The organism is Streptomyces sp. CBMA291 (assembly GCF_014596525.1).
In the GTDB taxonomy this organism is placed as follows: domain Bacteria; phylum Actinomycetota; class Actinomycetes; order Streptomycetales; family Streptomycetaceae; genus Streptomyces.
This window is the reverse complement of record NZ_MSJP01000096.1, coordinates 55,309-72,558: the sequence shown is the minus strand read 5'-3', so window position 1 is coordinate 72,558 and position 17,250 is coordinate 55,309. Positions and strand designations below refer to the sequence as shown.

At 71.8% G+C, this 17,250-nt stretch carries 13 protein-coding genes; 5 read left to right on the top strand and 8 right to left on the bottom strand.

The window, feature by feature from the left end:
- Positions 1–138: 138 nt before the first annotated feature.
- From BU197_RS23010 to BU197_RS23000, 3 genes are all read right to left on the bottom strand, one after another.
- Positions 139–1,341: a 3-deoxy-7-phosphoheptulonate synthase gene (locus tag BU197_RS23010; RefSeq protein ID WP_188270204.1), complete on the bottom strand. Its 1,203-nt coding sequence runs from the start codon at positions 1,339–1,341 to the stop codon at positions 139–141.
- 280 nt (positions 1,342–1,621) lie between these two features.
- Positions 1,622–2,815 (bottom strand): transposase, encoded by a 1,194-nt coding sequence (locus BU197_RS23005; RefSeq protein ID WP_188270203.1) that lies wholly within the window; start codon positions 2,813–2,815, stop codon positions 1,622–1,624.
- A gap of 354 nt (positions 2,816–3,169) precedes the next feature.
- Positions 3,170–4,579, bottom strand: a complete 1,410-nt coding sequence (locus tag BU197_RS23000; protein ID WP_188270250.1) for an MFS transporter — start codon at positions 4,577–4,579, stop codon at positions 3,170–3,172.
- 303 nt (positions 4,580–4,882) lie between these two features.
- Here BU197_RS23000 and BU197_RS22995 point away from each other — a divergent pair, with 303 nt between their 5' ends.
- Together BU197_RS22995 and BU197_RS22990 are read left to right on the top strand one after the other, a co-directional pair.
- Entirely contained in the window at positions 4,883–5,464 is a 582-nt protein-coding gene (locus BU197_RS22995) for a TetR/AcrR family transcriptional regulator (RefSeq protein WP_188270202.1), read from the top strand.
- A gap of 61 nt (positions 5,465–5,525) precedes the next feature.
- A complete protein-coding gene (locus BU197_RS22990; RefSeq protein WP_188270201.1) occupies positions 5,526–6,338 on the top strand; it encodes an aminotransferase class IV family protein in 813 nt (270 codons plus the stop codon).
- On the opposite strand, the gene BU197_RS22985 is transcribed toward BU197_RS22990, so the two are convergent.
- Positions 6,325–7,029, bottom strand: coding sequence for a ScbR family autoregulator-binding transcription factor (locus tag BU197_RS22985; protein WP_188270200.1), 705 nt, complete (start codon positions 7,027–7,029; stop codon positions 6,325–6,327). The genes BU197_RS22990 and BU197_RS22985 overlap by 14 nt on opposite strands.
- A 397-nt stretch (positions 7,030–7,426) precedes the next feature.
- Here BU197_RS22985 and car point away from each other — a divergent pair, with 397 nt between their 5' ends.
- Positions 7,427–10,885 (top strand): carboxylic acid reductase, encoded by a 3,459-nt coding sequence (gene car / locus BU197_RS22980; protein ID WP_411158523.1) that lies wholly within the window; start codon positions 7,427–7,429, stop codon positions 10,883–10,885.
- A gap of 210 nt (positions 10,886–11,095) precedes the next feature.
- On the top strand, positions 11,096–11,953 hold the full coding sequence (locus tag BU197_RS22975) for a D-alanyl-D-alanine carboxypeptidase family protein (protein WP_188270248.1): 858 nt from the start codon (positions 11,096–11,098) through the stop codon (positions 11,951–11,953).
- Positions 11,954–12,072: 119 nt separating this feature from the next.
- Here BU197_RS22975 and BU197_RS22970 read toward each other — a convergent pair whose 3' ends face one another.
- Positions 12,073–14,091 (bottom strand): ABC transporter ATP-binding protein, encoded by a 2,019-nt coding sequence (locus BU197_RS22970; protein ID WP_188270199.1) that lies wholly within the window; start codon positions 14,089–14,091, stop codon positions 12,073–12,075.
- Between the two features lie 588 nt (positions 14,092–14,679).
- On the opposite strand from BU197_RS22970, the gene BU197_RS22965 reads away from it, so the two are divergent.
- On the top strand, positions 14,680–15,276 hold the full coding sequence (locus BU197_RS22965) for a choice-of-anchor C family protein (RefSeq protein ID WP_188270198.1): 597 nt from the start codon (positions 14,680–14,682) through the stop codon (positions 15,274–15,276).
- Positions 15,277–15,339: 63 nt separating this feature from the next.
- On the opposite strand, the gene BU197_RS22960 is transcribed toward BU197_RS22965, so the two are convergent.
- Genes BU197_RS22960 through BU197_RS22950 form a run of 3 tightly spaced genes read right to left on the bottom strand, consistent with a single transcriptional unit; the run spans position 15,340 to position 17,193 of the window.
- Entirely contained in the window at positions 15,340–16,338 is a 999-nt protein-coding gene (locus BU197_RS22960) for an iron-containing redox enzyme family protein (RefSeq protein ID WP_188270197.1), read from the bottom strand.
- Positions 16,335–16,562 carry a CDGSH iron-sulfur domain-containing protein gene (locus BU197_RS22955; RefSeq protein WP_188270196.1) on the bottom strand — a complete coding sequence of 76 codons (228 nt, stop codon included), beginning with the start codon at positions 16,560–16,562 and terminating at the stop codon, positions 16,335–16,337. Before BU197_RS22955 ends, BU197_RS22960 begins: the two co-directional genes overlap by 4 nt.
- Positions 16,546–17,193 (bottom strand): HemK2/MTQ2 family protein methyltransferase, encoded by a 648-nt coding sequence (locus tag BU197_RS22950; RefSeq protein WP_317452107.1) that lies wholly within the window; start codon positions 17,191–17,193, stop codon positions 16,546–16,548. The genes BU197_RS22955 and BU197_RS22950 overlap by 17 nt, the downstream gene beginning before the upstream one ends.
- Positions 17,194–17,250 lie beyond the last annotated feature (57 nt).

Here is a 17,250-nt window from a genome sequence, read left to right as displayed (position 1 = left end):
GGGGCGGTACTGCCTCCCGTACGCGGGCCACGGCCTGTCCGACCCTTCGCGTCGGATCAGGCCGGGTCGTTCGATGCGTGCGATCGGCGAGCGTGCGTGCCGGGCGGGCCGGACCCGGCGGGAACCGTCGGCCGGGCCCTAGGCGGCGGCCGGGCGGGTCGAGCCGCCCGCCGTCCACCAGGCGGAGGCCGCGACGAGGGCCTGCTCCGGGTTGAGCCGGGGGTCGCAGCAGCTCGTGTACCGGGTGCCGACGAGGTCGACCTGCGTGCTGTCGAGGACGCACTCGGTGACGTCGTCGGGGGTGGTCTCCAGGTGGAGGCCGCCGGCGATGCCGCCACCGGCCGCCACCGCGTGCTGGAACTCGTCGATCTCGCGGGCGATCGTCTCCAGGAAACGGGACTTGAGCCCCGAGGGGGTGTTGACCGTGTTGCCGTGCATGGGGTCCGTCAGCCAGACCACCGGGTGCCCCGCCGCGCGCACGGCGGCGACCAGGGCGGGCAGCCGCTCGGCGGCGGCACCGGCCCCCATGCGGGCGATGAGGGTGAGCCGCCCGGCCTCCCGCGCCGGGTCGAGGCGCTCGCACAGGGCCGTCAGCGCCTCGGGGGTCATCGTGGGGCCGACCTTGCAGGCCACCGGGTTGACGACCTCCGCGAGCAGGGCGACATGGGCGCCGTCGAGCTGCCGGGTCCGCTCGCCGATCCACGGGAAGTGCGTGGAGGTGAGCAGCAGCCGTCCGTCGGGCTGACGGCGGAGCATCGGGACCTCGTAGTCGAGCAGCAGTGCCTCGTGGCTGGTCCAGACGGGGGCGCCGATGCGATGCGGACCGGACTCGTCGAGCCAGCCCAGATGGCCCATGGCCGCGTGGGCGGCGTCGTAACCGGAGAGCAGCCGCAGCGGGTCGGGGCGGCGCGCCGCCGGGTCGGGCTCCGGGCTGTTGACCATGTGGCCGCGGAAGACCGGGAGTTCCAGGTCGCCGACGCGCTCGGTCGGGTTGGAGCGGGGCTTGCCGAACTGGCCCGCCAGCCGTCCGACCCGTACCACCGGACGGCAGGTGTCCATTTCCAGTCGTCCGGCGAGGACGTTCAGGAGACCGGCCTTGCGGGCGATGTAGCCCGGGGTGCACTCGGCGGTGTCCTCCGCGCAGTCGCCCGCCTGCACCACGTGGGCCTCACCGGCGGCGACCTTGGCCAGTACGGTCCGCAGCGTGCGCACGTCCTCGGCGCGGACGAGCGCGGGCCGGGCGGCGAGTTCCTTGCGTACGCGGAGCACCTGCTCCTCGTCTTCCCAGGGGGGCTGCTGCAACGCCTGTTCATACCGAATGTCGAGCAGGGCGTCGTCCACGGAATTCTCCCAAGTCGATTTGGCAAACCTGCGACGCGTTCGATCGTCGGGGGAATTCCTGGGGCGCCACCATCAAGCCGTGCGACATCCATCAGGTAACGCACAATCCGTCAAGTGGTCAAGTTTCCATCAAGTCGCCGCAGGGCGAAGGGCGTCGGAGTCCGGCCCGGTGAACGGCCGGAAAGCGATGCGATGTTTTCGGGCACGCGAAAGGACCGGCAGGCGGAAAGTGAGGGTTCCCATCCGTCTGCCGGTCCTGCGTTCGGGTATTCCTGGGGGTCTAGCGGCCGTTTCCGGCGGAGGCGACCACCGCGTGCGCGGCGGACGCGAGGGTGACGTGGCGGTGCCAGCCGTCGAAGGAACGGCCGGAGAAGTCCCGGATTCCCACGCGGTCCGCGATGTCGGTGAAGTCCCGGTCGACCTGCTGGGCGAGGGAACTCAGCAGGACGAGGGAGGCGGGCGGCGCCGAGGAGAGATTGGTCAGCCACAGCTTGGCGGGCCATCGTCCGCCCTCCTCGCCGACGCCGAGGAGCAGGGCGTCGCCCTGACCGGCGGACGGGCCGGGCAGCGAGGGACCGCTGACCCGGACGGTCGCGGCCCAGTGGGCGCGGGGGGGCTTGCCCGGTTCGTGGGGGCCGGCCGGTACGGGACGCCGAAGCGCCCCGGCCATGATCATGATCTGTTCCGCGGTGAGGGGCTCCTTCCCTGCGGCGGGGAGCGCGGGATCCGCGACCGTCAGCGGCTGGTCCTCGCAGACGCTGACCAGGAGGGGCATCCCCGCGGCGTGCAGTCTCTCGAAGACGGGGACGGCGTGCACCTCGCAGGAGTCGAGGACGAACGGACGTATCGGAAGCCGCCAACGGGTCACCGACTCCCGGACGGCGGCGATGACGCTCTCGCTGAACGTCTCCACCGGAGCGCTGTCCGGGATGGCCGCCTGGGTACGGCGCAGGGAGTCCTTGAGCCAGGCGCGGGGGAGGTGCAGACGCCAGTTGATCGGGGTGCTCGCGTTGTCGGACGCGGCCCAGACGCCGATGGCGCGCTGGGCGTTCATCACCTGGCCGAGCGTGGGGACGAAGTGCCGGTCCACGCCGACCGTGTGCCGTCCGGTCTTCGGGATGATGACCGGCTGGACCACCCAGGCGCGGGGTGGCTGGGCGTCGATCCAGTGGTCCGCGAGGGCGCGGCGCACGGGGATCCAGTCCCAGGTGGAGCCGGAGATGAAGTGGTGGAGGTTCTGTTCGGAGACCTGTTCGCCCAGGAGTGCCGCGATGTTGCGGATGGATTTGCGGCCTGGTGTCTCAAGAAGGCCCCGCAGGTAGTGCATGGCCTTCGTGCCCTGGTCGGTCCGGGACAGAGAGGTGAAGAGGATCGAGGTGATCTCGGTGAGGTCGCCGTCGTGGGGGCCGGACCGTGAGGACGAAGGACGTGTCCCTCTTAAGCCGGCCGGGGTTCGCGAGTCAAGGCTGAGCATACGTCTCCTAACGGCTGTCGCCAGCCAGGCCGGCGCACATCCGTTGCGCGTTCGAACAGGATTGCCGGGTGGGCTGCCCGATCGAGCGTACGGGGGACGGTCCGGGCCTAGTCATCTCGCGCCGGAGGAAAGTGTCAAGTTACCGGACGGTAGTCCTGTTGGCGAGGCGACGAGGTGTCTACGCGCCCGCCATGGGCTCCGTACCGGGATATTTCGCCTCGGCCGAAAAGGAACGTACGACTCGGAAAGGGGTGCGGGGGAGGGGTCGGCCCGCGAAGGAGGGCGCGCACGCGAACGGCCCCGCGTCCGTCCCTGTGACCAGGGGCGTGCGCGGGGCCGTGCCGTGGGGGTGTGTCAGTGGGCGGCCGGTACGGCTTCCTCGGTCTCGGCGGTCTTCTCCTTCGGCACCCAGCGCAGGGCGAGGACGCCGAGGGCCAGGCAGAGCAGGCTGGCCACGCCGATGGCCACGTGCAGACCGGTGAGGAAGGCGCCTTGGGCGTCGGCGATCGTGCGCGCGGCCAGGCCGGGGGCGTCCAGGGTCTCGTCGAGGGTGTCGGCGACGTCCGGGCCGACGAGCCGGAAGGTCACGGCCGCCAGCGAGCCGAGCAGCGAGATGCCCAGGGCGTTGCCCAGCTCGTTGCTGGTCTCGGCGATCGACGCGGCCGACCCCGCCCGCTCCGGCGGCACCGCGGCCACGGCGGTGTCCGCCACCAGGCTGAACGAGAGGCCGTAGCCGACGCCGGCCACGATCGTGGAGGCGATGAACGCCGCCACGCCGTGCTCGGTGGTCGTCGCGAGCAGGAGCAGCAGCCCGACGCCCATGAAGAAGTGCGAGGCGATGAGCGCCGACCGGGTGCCGATCCGGTCGGCGATGCTGCTGGTCTTGATGCACACGATCGTCAGGACGGCGGCGCCCGGCAGGGCGAGCAGGGCCGCGGCGAGGACGCTGTAGCCGAGCACCGACTGGAGGTAGATGCCGCTGAGGTAGCCGGCCGCGGCCCAGGCGACCAGGGTCAGCAGGCCGGTGAGGATGGCCACGGTGAACACGCGGTCCTGGAAGAGCCGCAGGTCGAGCAGGGGGTTCTCCAGGCCGAACTGACGGCGTGTGAACCACACCAGGAGCGCGAGGCCGACGATGCCGGTCACGGCCTGGAGGACGGAGAAGCCCTCCGCCGCCGCCGACTTCACCGAGTAGACCGCGAGCAGGATGCCGACGGCCGACAGGACGACGCTGAGCGCGTCGACCCGGCCCGGGGCGGGGGTCCGCACCTCGCGCAGCAGCACCGGCGCCAGGATCAGGAACAGCACCACGACCGGCAGGTTGATGAGGAAGACCGAACCCCAGGCGAAGCGGCTGAGGAGCAGTCCGCCGATCACCGGTCCGGCGGCGAACCCGGCGGCGAAGGTGGCCGCGAAGATGCCGATGGCCTGGGACCGCTGACGGGGGTCGTGGAAGAGGCTGCTGATGATGGCGAGGCCGGAGGGGAGCAGGGTGGCGCCGCCGAGACCCATCAGCGCCCGGCAGGCGATGAGGACCTCGGGGTTCGGCGCGAGCGCCGCGCCCGCCGAGCCGATGCCGAAGACCGCCGCGCCGACCAGCAGGAACTTCAGCCGGCCGTAACGGTCGCCGAGGTTGCCGAAGGTGATGAGCAGGGAAGAGACCACGAACCCGTAGATGTCCAGGATCCACAGGGCCTGATCGGTCGTCGGCGTGATCGCGGACGTGATGCTGGGCATCGAGAGATAGAGAACGGAGCCGTCCATCGAGACGAGGGCGACCGGGCCGAGCACGATGAGGAGGCCCAGCCAGGCCCGTCGGTCGGCACGCTCCGCGACTAAGTCATCGGAAGTCACGGGGGCAACCTTTCAGGAGAAGGTGTGCGAAGGGGATCGCGTGACGGGGTACGGCGTACGCGAAAGGGCGCCGTACATCGCCGTGTTGCGGTGCGTACATCGTACGCGAAAATCAGGCGTACGGCGTACGCAAGTGGATGGGTATAATAACGCGTGGCCATCAAGACGCAAGGCAGACAAGTGAGTTCGCCGGCCCTGTCGCGGAGCGCGATCGTGACCGCGGCGGTCCGCATCGCCGATGTCGACGGGGTCTCCGCCCTCTCGATGCGGCGCCTGGCGACCGAGCTGGACTCGGGCGTCATGTCGCTCTACCGGCACGTGGCGAACAAGGACGCGCTGCTCACCCTGATCACCCAGGCGGCGTGCGACGAGCACCCCTACCCCGAGCCCGCCCCGCCGGACTGGCGCGAGGCGATGCGGCTCGCCGCCCGGCTCGACTGGGAGGTCTACTGCCGCCACCCCTGGGCCCTGGTCACCTCCAGCTCCGCCCGCCACTTCTCCGACACCAGCTGCCTCGACTGGATGGTGGACGCGCTCACCGGCCTCACCGAGGACCCCGACCAGGCCCGCTCCTTCTCCATCGCCATCTGGTCGTACGTCCAGGGCGTCTGCATCCAGCACGTGGCGCAGCAGCTCCTGCCCGGTGGTGAGAAGCCCGAGCAATCCCCCCTGAGGGCCACCGAGGAAGACTTCGAGACCGGTCTCGAAACCCTCCTCGACGGAATGGAACAGCGCGCGGCGAAGACCGCCGGCGCTCCTGCGGCGAGGACGTTCTCCCCCGTGACCAGCCACTGAGCGGCCTCCCGGACGGACCAGACGGGGGTGTCCGTCCGGAAGCCGGATCGTTGGGCACGGCATGACGACCACCCAGGCGACCCGCACGCTCCGCGACGGACACGAGGCCGACGCGCAGACCCTCGCCCCCCTCGCCTTCGCCGGATACGCCCACTTCACCGCGATGCAGGTACGCGACGGCCGGGTCCGAGGCATCGACTTGCACCTCGCCCGACTGCGGCACGCCTCGCTCGAACTCTTCGGCCGGGCCCTCCCCGACGACCGCGTCCGGGCCCAGCTGCACGCCGCCCTCGCCGGGGCTCCCGCCGACCTCTCGCTGACCGCCACCGCCTTCTCGCCGTCCGGCGAGTTCACCGTCGCCGCACCCGGCGAGGAGCCCGGACTCCTCGTCCGTACCGCACCCCCCGCCTCCGGTCCCACCGGCCCGCTCTCGCTCGCGGTGGTGGAACACGAGCGGTTCCTGCCCTCCGTGAAGCACGTCGGCGAACCCGCCAAGACCTACTGGCTGCGCCGCGCCACCGAACAGGGCCACGACGACGTCGCCTTCACCGACCGCACGGGCCGGCTCAGCGAAGGCTCCATCTGGAACCTCGCCTTCTGGGACGGCACCCGCGTCCTCTGGCCCTCGGCGGCCATGCTCGACGGCATCACCATGAGCATCGTCCGCAGGCAGCTCGACCGCCTCGGCATCCCCCAGCGCGTCCAGGACCTCACCCCCGCCGACCTGCCGGAACTGTCCGGCGCCGCGGTCATGAACTCCTGGACGCCAGGGGTCCCGGTCCGCCGGATGGGCCCGACGCCCCTTCCCGAGGCGCCGGACTTCACGGACCTGCTGCACCGCGCCTACCAGGCCGAACCGCTCAGCTCCTGGTGAGAGGGGAGCGGCACAGCTCCCCGGCACCCGTCACCGGGCACTCCTCCGGCTCCCCTCCCGGTCCGAACCGCCGCAGCTCCAACGGACACGCCCCCGCCGGATCGATCCGCCCCCGGACGCCCTCCGCGGCGAGCTGCGGCAGCACCAACCGCCAGAACGGCGTCACCGACTGCGTCGCACCGGCCCGGTCGGGGGCGCGCTGCAACCCTTCGAGCCCCGCCGTCACCGCCGTGATCGTGGTGACGGCGCCGTCCAGGTCCACGCCCGCCGTCAGACAGCCCTGCCGCCGGGCGAGCCGGAGCAGCCCCCTGACCCACTCCCGCCACAGCTGCCACGGACTGGTCCCGCCCGGCCAGGCGGGATCCCGTGCGAGACCGAACCCCGCCCGCAGCAGCGGATCCTGGGAGACCCGCCGCGCCAGCACGTGGGAGGTGTCCACGAGCAGCTGGAGCGGCGCGGGATGGCGGGCGGGCACCGGCCCGATGACACATGTCAGGATCTCGGCGGCGGTCGCCTCGACCGCCTGGCCGAGAGCGTGCTTGTTTCCGAAATGGAAATGCAGAGCGCCCTGGCTGACCTGGGCCAGGGCGCAGATCTGCCCGACGGACGTTCCCGCGAAACCGGATCGGTCGAAGAGCTCGGCGGTCGACCTGATCAGTTGGCGGCGTGTTTTGGCGGCACGATCCTTCATGCGATGCGCACTCCGTAGGAAGGTGAGGGAGTGAAGAGCACGTGGACCGGTGAGCGGCCACGCGAAGACGCCGGGGCGGCGCGGGTGTACACCTGCCGAGGCGGAATGGCGAACGCACGTCCCGTGCGACCGCTTGTCCTTCCTACCACGTGAACAATGCGATAACCACAGATGGTTACCGGCCCCTGTGATATCGACCTTCCGACGAACCTGATGCATCCAACGGAACTTGACGGATCGTCGGCCGATTCCCGAAGCCGCCTCTTCGGCTGTGCCTAGCATGAGGCGACGAGCCGGAATCGACGCGGCCCCCATTCCGTCGCGTTCCGAAAGCGACCGGCGCCTTTCGGTATGCCGTCGCGCACCCGCTCCTCGCCCTGTTCACGGCACCCCACCCCTGAAGTCGGCCCATGATGCGACGCGGAGACCCAGAATGCGACTTGCCCATGTGATGGCGTCCGTCTTGCAGCGCCACCCCGACCGCCCCGCCGTCGGCGAACGCGTGAAGGAATTCACGCGCGACGCCACGACGGGCCGAACCGTTCTCCGGCTGCTGCCCCGCTACGAGACCACCAGCTACGCGGAGCTGTGGGGCCGGGTCCGCGCGGTGGCGGGCGCCTGGCACCACGACCCGGACCGGCCGCTGAGCGCCGGCGAACGGGTCGCCCTCTTCGGATTCACCAGCCGTGACTACGCCACGATCGACCTCGCCGCCATCCACCTCGGCGCCGTCACCGTCCCCCTTCAGACCAGCAGCGCCACCGAGCAGCTGCGCTCGATCGTGGCCGAGACCGAACCCTCCACCCTGGCCACCAGCCTCGAACGGCTCGACGCCGCCGTCGAGCTGGTACGCGACAGCGACTCGGTGCGGCAGCTCCTCGTCTTCGACTACCACCCCGAGTCCGACGACCACCGCGAGACCCTGGCCGCCGCGCGCGAACGCCTCGCCGCACTCCGGCCCGCCCTCGCCGTGGACCTCCTGTCCGAACTCCTGGAAGAGGGCACCAGGCTGCCCGAGGCGCCGCTGTACGAGGCACCCGAGGGCGAGGACCCCCTCGCCATGCTCATCTACACCTCCGGCAGCACCGGTACGCCCAAGGGCGCCATGTACACCCAGCGGCTGGCCGGTGCCATGTGGGGCGGGGCATGGGCCAAGCTCTTCGACGAGACGTACGCCGTCACCTTCCACTACATGCCGATGAGCCATGTCGCCGGGCACTCCTCCCTGAAGGCGACCATGGTGCGCGGCGGCACCAGCTACTTCACCGCCAGCAGCGACCTGTCGACCTTCTTCGAGGACATCGCCCTGGCCAGGCCCACGGAACTCTCCCTGGTGCCCCGGGTGTCGGAGATGCTCCACCAGCGCTTCCTCAGCGAGGCCGACCGGCGCACCGCCGCCGGACTCGACCGCGAGAGCGCCGAGGCCGCGGCCCGCGAGGACATCCGGGAGAACGTCCTCGGCGGCCGGATCGCCTGGGCCAGCAACAGCTCCGCCCCGCTCTCCCCGGAGCTGACCGCCTTCGTCGAATCCCTCCTCGGCCTCGAACTGCACAACGTCTACGGCTCCACCGAGGCCGCCGGAGTCTCGGTCGACGGCCTGCTGCTGCGCCCGCCGGTCCTCGACTACCGCCTCGCCGACGTACCCGAACTCGGCTACTTCCGGACGGACTCGCCCCATCCGCGCGGCGAACTCCTGCTCAGGACCGACGCCATGATCCCCGGCTACTACAAGCAGCCCGAACTCTCCGCGAAGCTCTTCGACGAGGACGGCTACTACCGCACGGGCGACATCGTCGCGGAGCTGGGACCCGACCGGATCGCGATCGTCGACCGGCGCAGCAACGTCCTCAAGCTCTCCCAAGGCGAGTTCGTGGCCACCTCCCGGCTCGAAGCCGTCTTCGCCACCAGCCCGCTGGTACGCCAGATCTTCGTCTACGGAAACAGCGAGCGCTCCTATCTCCTCGCGGTGGTCGTCCCGACCCCCGAGGCCCTGCGCGAGCACGGCGCCGACCACGGGGAGCTGAAGCGGCTGCTCACCGGGCGCTTCCAGGAACTCGCCAGGGAGGCCGGACTCAACTCGTACGAGATCCCCCGTGACCTCCTCGTCGAGACCGAGCCGTTCAGTCAGGCCAACGGTCTCCTCTCGGACCACCGCAAACTGCTCTGGCCCCGGCTGGTGAAGCGGTACGGCGAGCGGCTCGAACAGCTCTACGCCGACACCACCGCCCGCGAGAACGCGGAACTGGCCCGGATCCGCCTCGCCGGCGCCGACGGCCCCGCCCTGGAGACCGTCCTGCGCGCCGTCCGGGCCCTGCTCGCCGGAGCCACCGCCGAGATCGGTCCCGACGCCCACTTCCGCGACCTCGGCGGCGACTCCCTCTCCGCCGTGCAGCTCTCCACCCTCCTGGGGGAGACCTTCGGGGTCCGGGTCCCCGTGGACGTGATCATCAGCCCCGCCTACGACCTGCGGCACCTCGCCGAGCACATCGAGGCCCGCCGCGCCGACGGCTCCGACCGTCCCACCTTCGCCTCGGTGCACGGCGAGGGCAGCACCGAGGTCCACGCCAAGGACCTCACCCTGGACCGGTTCGTCGACCAGGCCACCCTGGCGGGGGCCGCCACCCTGCCCCCCGCGCCGACCGCGCCGCGCACCGTCCTGCTCACCGGCGCCGGCGGCTACCTCGGCCGTTTCCTCACCCTCCAGTGGCTGGAGCGGCTGGCCCCCGAGGGCGGCCGGCTGATCGCCGTCATCCGGGGCAAGGACGCCGCCGCCGCCCGCGCCCGTCTCGACACGGCCTTCGACAGCGGCGATCCCGAGCTGGTCCGCACCTTCGAGGCGCTGGCGGCGGACCATCTGGAGGTGGTGGCGGGCGATCTGGCCGAGCCGAGGCTCGGTCTGGACGAGGAGACCTGGGACCGGCTCGCCGAGGAGGTCGACCTCGTCGTCCACGCCGGAGCGCTCGTCAACCACGTACTGCCCTACCCCGAGCTGTTCGAGGCCAATGTCGTCGGCACCGCCGAGCTGATCAGGCTGGCCCTCACCCGCCGGGCGAAGGCGTTCACGTACATCTCCAGCGTGGCGGTCGCCGTCGCACACCCCGGGACCCCGCTCGACGAGGACGCCGACGTCCGGCTCGCGATGCCCGCCCAGAGCGTCGACGGCGACGGCTACGCGGGCGGCTACGCCACCAGCAAGTGGGCCGGGGAGATCCTGCTGCGCGAGGCGCACGAGCAGTACGGGCTGCCCGTCACCACCTTCCGCTCCAACATGATCCTGGCGCACAGCCGGTACCGGGGCCAGCTCAACGTCCCCGACATGTTCACCCGGCTGCTCTACAGCGTGCTCGCCACCGGCATCGCGCCGCGCAGCTTCTACCGCGCGGACGGCGCACGGGCCCACTACGACGGGCTGCCCGTCGACTTCACCGCGGCGGCCGTGGTCGCCCTGGGCGGTGCGTCCGAGGAAGCGCCCTCCGCGTACCGTACGTTCAGCCTGGTCAACCCGAACGACGACGGCGTCTCCCTCGACACCATCACCGACTGGCTGAGCGAACTCGGGCACCCCGTCGAACGGGTCGCGGACCACGCCGACTGGTACCTCCGCTTCGAGGCGGCCATGCGCTCCCTCCCGGAGGCCCAACGACAGCGCTCGGCACTGCCGATCCTCCACGGATACAAGGAACCCGAGGAGCCGGTGTCGGGATCCGTCATCCCCTCCGGACGGTTCCGCGCCGCCGTCCGCGCGGGCGGGGTCGAGGGGTACACGGACATCCCCAGCCTGAACCGTGACTTCGTGGCGAAGTACGCGGCCGACCTCGCCGCCCTCAAGGCGGACATAGAGGTCAACCGTAGCTAAAATAAACCGAGTTACGCGGATGTGCCCGCTCCGGGCGGGCCCTCCGGGACCTTCGTGAAATGCGACGCAGGTCACACTCCCGTCCGTACATCCCTTGGGGCCCCTCGCGCATCTTGATGGTGCGCGAGGTCCGTCCGGGTCTCGTGTGGCAGTGACACTCACCAAGGGCAGAACACTTTGACAACTACGACACTGGGCGTGCGCCGGGCCATGACCGTCGCGGTCACGACCTCGGCCGTCCTGGCCGGCGGCCTCTTCGCCGGCCAGGCGCACGCCGCGGCGCCGCGCGTCCCGACCATCACCGCCCCGGGCGGCTTCGTGATGAACAACGGGACGGGCGCGGCGCTGTTCGGCAAGGCAGCGGACACCCGCAGGCCGACCGGCTCCACCACGAAGATCATGACGGCGAAGGTGGTGCTGGCACAGCGCAACCTCAACCTCGACGCGAAGGTCACGATCGACAAGGCCTACAGCGACTACATCGTCTCCAAGAACGCCTCCTCGGCCCGCCTCATCGTCGGCGACAAGGTGACGGTCCGGCAGCTCCTCTACGGCCTGATGCTCCCGTCCGGCTGTGACGCGGCCTACGCCCTCGCCGACAAGTTCGGCACCGGCACCACCCGGGCCGCCCGGGTCAAGTCGTTCATCGGGAAGATGAACGACGAGGCCAAGAAGATGGGCCTGAGGAACACCCACTTCGACTCGTTCGACGGGATAGGGGGCACGGGCAACTACTCCACCCCGCGCGATCTGACGAAGATCGCCAGCAGTGCGATGAAGAACTCCACCTTCCGCACCATCGTCAAGACGAAGTCCACGAGCCAGAAGGTGACCACCAAGAGCGGCGGTTACCGGAACATGGCGTGGACCAACACGAACAAGCTCCTGAGCACCTACAGCGGCGCGATCGGCGTGAAGACCGGATCGGGCCCGCAGGCCAAGTACTGCCTCGTCTTCGCGGCCACCCGCGGCAACAAGACGGTCATCGGCACGGTGCTCGGCGCGCCCAACGAGACCAACCGGGCCGCCGACGTGAAGAAGCTGCTGGACTACGGCTTCGCGAAGTAACCGGCGACGACCGGAGGCCCGGACCACCGGTCGCCGCCCCGCTGCCTCCCGCCCCGGCGGGAGGCAGCTCCACGGGCCCGAGCGCCACCGGCGGACCCGCCGCCCGTCGGGGCGGGACGTCAGGAGAAGGCCGCCCCCTCCCCGACACCACTCGGCGCCGCTCCCGCCGCCCCGTCCGCCGCGCCGGGCTGCGCGGGCAACGGAGCGTCGGCGAACTGACGGGCCTGAAGCGCGTACATCTCCCGGAACAGCCCCGTCCCGGCCGTCGGGGCCATGAGTTCCGCGAAGGTGCCGTGCTCGACGACCCGGCCCTCGTCGAGCACGTAGACGAGGTCGGCGTGCCGGACGCTGTGCAGCCGGTGGGTGATCAGGACCGTGGTCTGGCCCGAGCCCGCGAGCCGGTGGATCTGGTCGAAGACCCGCTGCTCGGCGGCGGGGTCGAGCGCGCTGGTCGGCTCGTCCACGATCAGGACGGCGCCCTCCCGGTGCCGGGCGCGGGCGAGCCCGATCTTCTGCCACTGCCCGCCCGAGATCTCCTGCCCGCCCCGGTAGCCCCGGGAAAGCAGACTGTCCAGGCCGCGCGGGAGGCCCTCGACCACCTCGTCGGCCCCCGCGTAGGCCGCCGCCGCCCCGATGGTCCGGTCGTCCATGGGGGCGGAGCTGCGGCCGATGCCGATGTTGACCCGTGCGGTGAAGGGCCAGCGGAAGAAGTCCTGCGCGACCATCGCGACCCGGTCGAAGATCTGCGCCCGGTCGGCCTCCGCGGTGCTCACCCCGCCCCACAGCACCCGCCCGGAGTCGGGGAGCCGGGCCCCGCTCAGGAGCCGGACGAGGGTCGACTTGCCCGAGCCGTTCCGCCCGACCAGGGCGACCGTCCGGCCCCTCGGAATGACCAGGTCGACCTCGTGCAGGGACGGCTTGTCGGCGCCGGGATAGGTGAACGTCACCCCCTCGAACCGGACGTCGCCGTCCTCCGGCACGTCGAGCCCGCCGACGGGGATGGCCCGCCGGGCGGCCTCCTCGCACAGCTCCTGCAAGTCGGCGACGAACAGGGCCTCCTCCTGTACGTCGGTGACGCGCAGGACGAGATCCGTGATGCTCGCCGCGCCCGTACGGATCGCCAGCACGGCCGTGCCCGCGACGGCCAGGCCCATCCGCCCGTGCCACAGCAGCAGCCCGAGCACCCCGTAGGTGGCGACGACCGCGATCCCGCGCGTCGCGCCCGCGACCATACGGGTGCGGGCGCCGGTCCACGCGAGCCGGGTCTGCTCCCGCTCGCTCGTCTCGGCCATCCGCCGGAAGTGCCGCAGCAGGAAAGGGGCCGCCCCGTGGACCCGGATCTCGGCGGCCGCCTGCTGGTTGATCAGCAGCTGCCCGATCAGCTTCGCGGCCCGCACGTGCTGCACGAAGCGGTGCCAGCTGATGTACCGGTGCCGGGCCATGGTCAACGCGCTCCAGGCGCTCGGCAGCGCCATCAGGACCAGGAGCGGCAGGAGGACCGGGTGGAGGACGGTGAGCACCCCCGCGGCGGCGAGCAGCGAGATCGCCGAGGTCACCACGGCGGTGCAGTAGCCGACCATCCGCCGGGCCGAGTCGGCGCCCCACTGGGCGGAGTCCATCAACTTGTGGAAGGTGTCGTCCTCGATCGCCTCCAGCTCCACCCCCGCCACCAGACCCAGATACCGCTCGGTCGCCACCCGCTGCGCCTTCGGTTCCAGGATTCCCGTGGCGGCGGCCGAGGCCGACTGGCAGACCGAGCCGACGACCGAGAGGAGGGCGACGAGCACGAGTGACGGCAGCGCCGCACGGAGCCGCCCCGCGATGTCCCCGGGGGCCAGCACATGCACGAGCAGGGCGTTCACCGCGACCAGGGAGACCGCCTGGGTGACACCGCGGACGACCTCGCTCACGGCGACCGTCGCGAACGCCCGGGGGTCGGCCTCCCGCGCCAGCCGGACGGCCACCGCCACCTGCTTCGGCAGCGAGCCCGCCATCGCGCGCAGCCCCAGCTTCAGCCAGGCGCCGTCGTGCGCGCCCCACCCCTGCTCGTAGGTGAGTTCGCCCCCGAACAGGAGCCGCTCGGACGCGGACGGAGTCCCCTTGGCGGCCGTCAGCGGATCGTTGTCGCCACCCGTCATGCTCCCCACCTCGTATCCGGCCGTGCCGTACGGAGGGACTCGGGGGACCGCCCGGTCACGGCGCCGGCGGTACGGAGGAGGGGAGCCACGGTGGTGGGAAGGGGGTACATCGCTGCCTCCAGGCAGGAGAGTCGAACTGTCGGGAAGCCCAACGACGCCACCCCGCTCCTCGAACACATGTGTTTTGGACGTGGTGCGCCTCCCGGGAATCAGCGAATACGCGTTCGTGTGTCATGCATCGACCCCCGTCGACACGGGGTCGTGATGATCCACACGCATGGCCGAAACGCCGACACCGGGATCCGGCCGAACCCAACGGACACCGAGGGTTCCACGATCACCCGGACTCCACGGCCGCCATGGCTTCCACGGCCTCCACGGGCACTTCGGGCTCCCCGGCCTCTCCGTGCTCTGGGGTCCCTGCGGGCTCCCCGGACGCTGAGGGCTCGCAGGAGCGCGTCCGGCGCATTCGTCGGCACGCGCCCCGTCCCGCACTTCCGCACGCCGGGGCCTCGGTCTTCCCCTGTCGGTGGGGATGCCGGAACGCTGATCCCGTCCTCGGGAACTCACCCTCACCAGGAGGAAGACATGGCGGTCACCGGTTCCTCATGCGTCGCCGCGATCACGGCGGGGCTTCTCGCGGTCGGCTCGGGCATGGTCACGGCCACCCCGGCGGCGGCCGTGAGCCGGTTCGACGACGGCAGTTTCGAATACCCCACCGCTCCGGCGCACGCGTTCACCACGCTCGTCGCGGGTCAGTCGATCGGACCCTGGCGGGTCGTCTCCGGCTCCGTGGACCTGATCGGCGCCGGATTCTGGCAGGCGGCCGAGGGGGACCAGTCCGTCGACCTCAACGGCACCCAGGCGGGCGCGGTGGCACAGACCTTCACCACGGTCGCGGGACGCACGTACACGGTGACGTACGCGCTGGCCTCCAACACGGCGGGCGGCCCCGCCGTGAAGACCGGAAAGGTCCTGATCGACGGACAGGACTTCCAGGACTTCTCCTTCGACTCCACCGGAAGGACCGCCGCCGCCATGGGCTACGTACAGCGCCAAGTGACCTTCGTGGCCAACGCGCCGACGACGACCCTCGGCTTCGCGAGCACCGGCCCCACCGCCCACGGCCCCGTCATCGACGACGTACGCGTCACCGCGGCCTCCCCGTGCTCCTGCACCGGATGACCCGCGGTCGGGCCTGAGCATCCGCCGCTCCGCGGGACGCACGGTCGAGCGGCGGACCCGGCCTCACCGGGCCGGGCCCCCCACCGCGGAAAGCAGGGCGCTCCGGCCCTCGCCCCAGGCGGCGAGCAGCCGGGTGGCGAGCCTCTTCTCCACCAGTTCGGTGGCCCGTATCCCGAAGACGACCTCGTCATCCAGCTCCGGTTCCTCCGCCAGGAGCCCGGCGATCACCTCGCGGCGGACCAACTGCTCGTGGACGGCGTCGGCCTCGACGTGCTCGTCGTAGAAGCGCTGGGCCGCCCGCCCGGCGTCGCAGCGGCGCAGCGCGTCGGCCAGCCGGGCCGAGGCGGGGGAGGAGGTGACCTCGACGGCGGCGAAATGCCCCACGAGCGCTCCCCGCAGGGCCCGGTGCAGACCGAAGAAGGACATCAAGGTCGTCACCGCCAGCATCGCCGAAGGCGCCGCGTCCAGGTACGCCCCGTAGCGGGTGGACAGCCGGAGATCGGCGAGCAGATCCGCGTAGAGCCGGGCGTGGACGTTCTCGGCGCGCCCGGCGCCGAACTCGTCGTACTCGACCGCGACCATGCCCGCCTTCGCTCGCCCGGTGAGCCGGGGGACCACCCAGAGATGCGGGTCGGCCTCCTTGAGGTGGTAGAGGGAGCGCAAGGCGGCGTACTCCCGCAGCTGCCACCGCTCGCCGTGCCGCAGCAGGAAGTGGCTCACGCCGCCCCGCCCCCCGGCAGGCTCGTCCATCAGCTCGGCCAGCGCCTCCTCCGCGCTCCCGCCCGGCCGGGCGTCGCCGCGCAGGGCGGCCGAGAACCGCTCTTCGAGCCGGGCCCGTACGCGCAGCAGGTCCGGGTCCCACTCCAGACCCTCGTCCACGCCGTGGAAGCCCCGGTAGTGCAGCTCGTACAGGACGTAGAGAGCCAGTTGGAGATCACCGCCGTAAGGGGCGCAGCGGCCCAGTTCGGTCCCGGAGGGCAGTTCCCGGCTCTCCCCGGCGAGCCGCCGGAGGACCGTCGCCGACACCGGCCCCCGGGCCCTCGGAAGGTCGGGGCCGGTCACGACGGATCCCCGCTCCCGGCCGCGCCCCGGGGGCGCCGGCGGTGGCTGGTGTCGCACCAGGGACGGATCCGGCTGCGGCCACAGATGCACACCGCCACCACGGGACGGCGGGAGACGACCGTGGCGCCCCCGTCGAGGACGACCTCCACCGGTCCGTCGATCAGCAGCGGACCGCCGGGGACCGCCCGGATGCGGCACGGGGCGCGGTCAGGGACACCAGGCACGGATGATCACCAGTTCCTCGCTCTCGTCCCACGGGTCGAGCAGTCCGCACGCGCGGAGCCGGTCGAGGCGGCTGCGCAGCACCGGGCCGAAGGGGATCCGGGCCCGTGCGTCGACCCGCGCGAGAAGACCGGCCCCGGCGAGCCGGGACAAGGTCTCGTCCGGTCCGCAGAGGGCCGAGTGCACGAGCAGGAGCAGCCCGCCCGGCTTGAGGAGGTCCGGGACGTCCTCGCAGATCCGGTCGAGCAGCTCCCGCCCGGTCGCCCCGGCGTCCCAGGCGCGCCCGGGACCGGGCACGGGCGTCACACCCGGAGGCGCGGGGACGTACGGCGGGTTGCTGACGACGAGGTCGAAGCGTTCCTCGGGCGGCAGCGACTCCGTCAGATCGCCCCGGCGCACCCGGATGCGCCGACGGGCGAGCAGCGCGTTGAGCCGGGCGTTCCACACCGCCCGGCGGGAGACGTCGACCGCCGTCACCCGCGCCCCTCGGCGGGCCGCCGTGACGGCCAGGACTCCGCTGCCGGTGCACAGGTCCAGCGCCTCGGCGCCGGGCCGGATGTCCTCGCGGGCGAGCGCGGCGGCGAGCAGTCGGGTGTCGTCCTGGGGCGCGTAGACCCCGGGGACGGTCACCACCGAAGGGAACCGCCCGGCCCGGGGCTCCGCGGATCGGACCGCCGACGCCGCCGCATG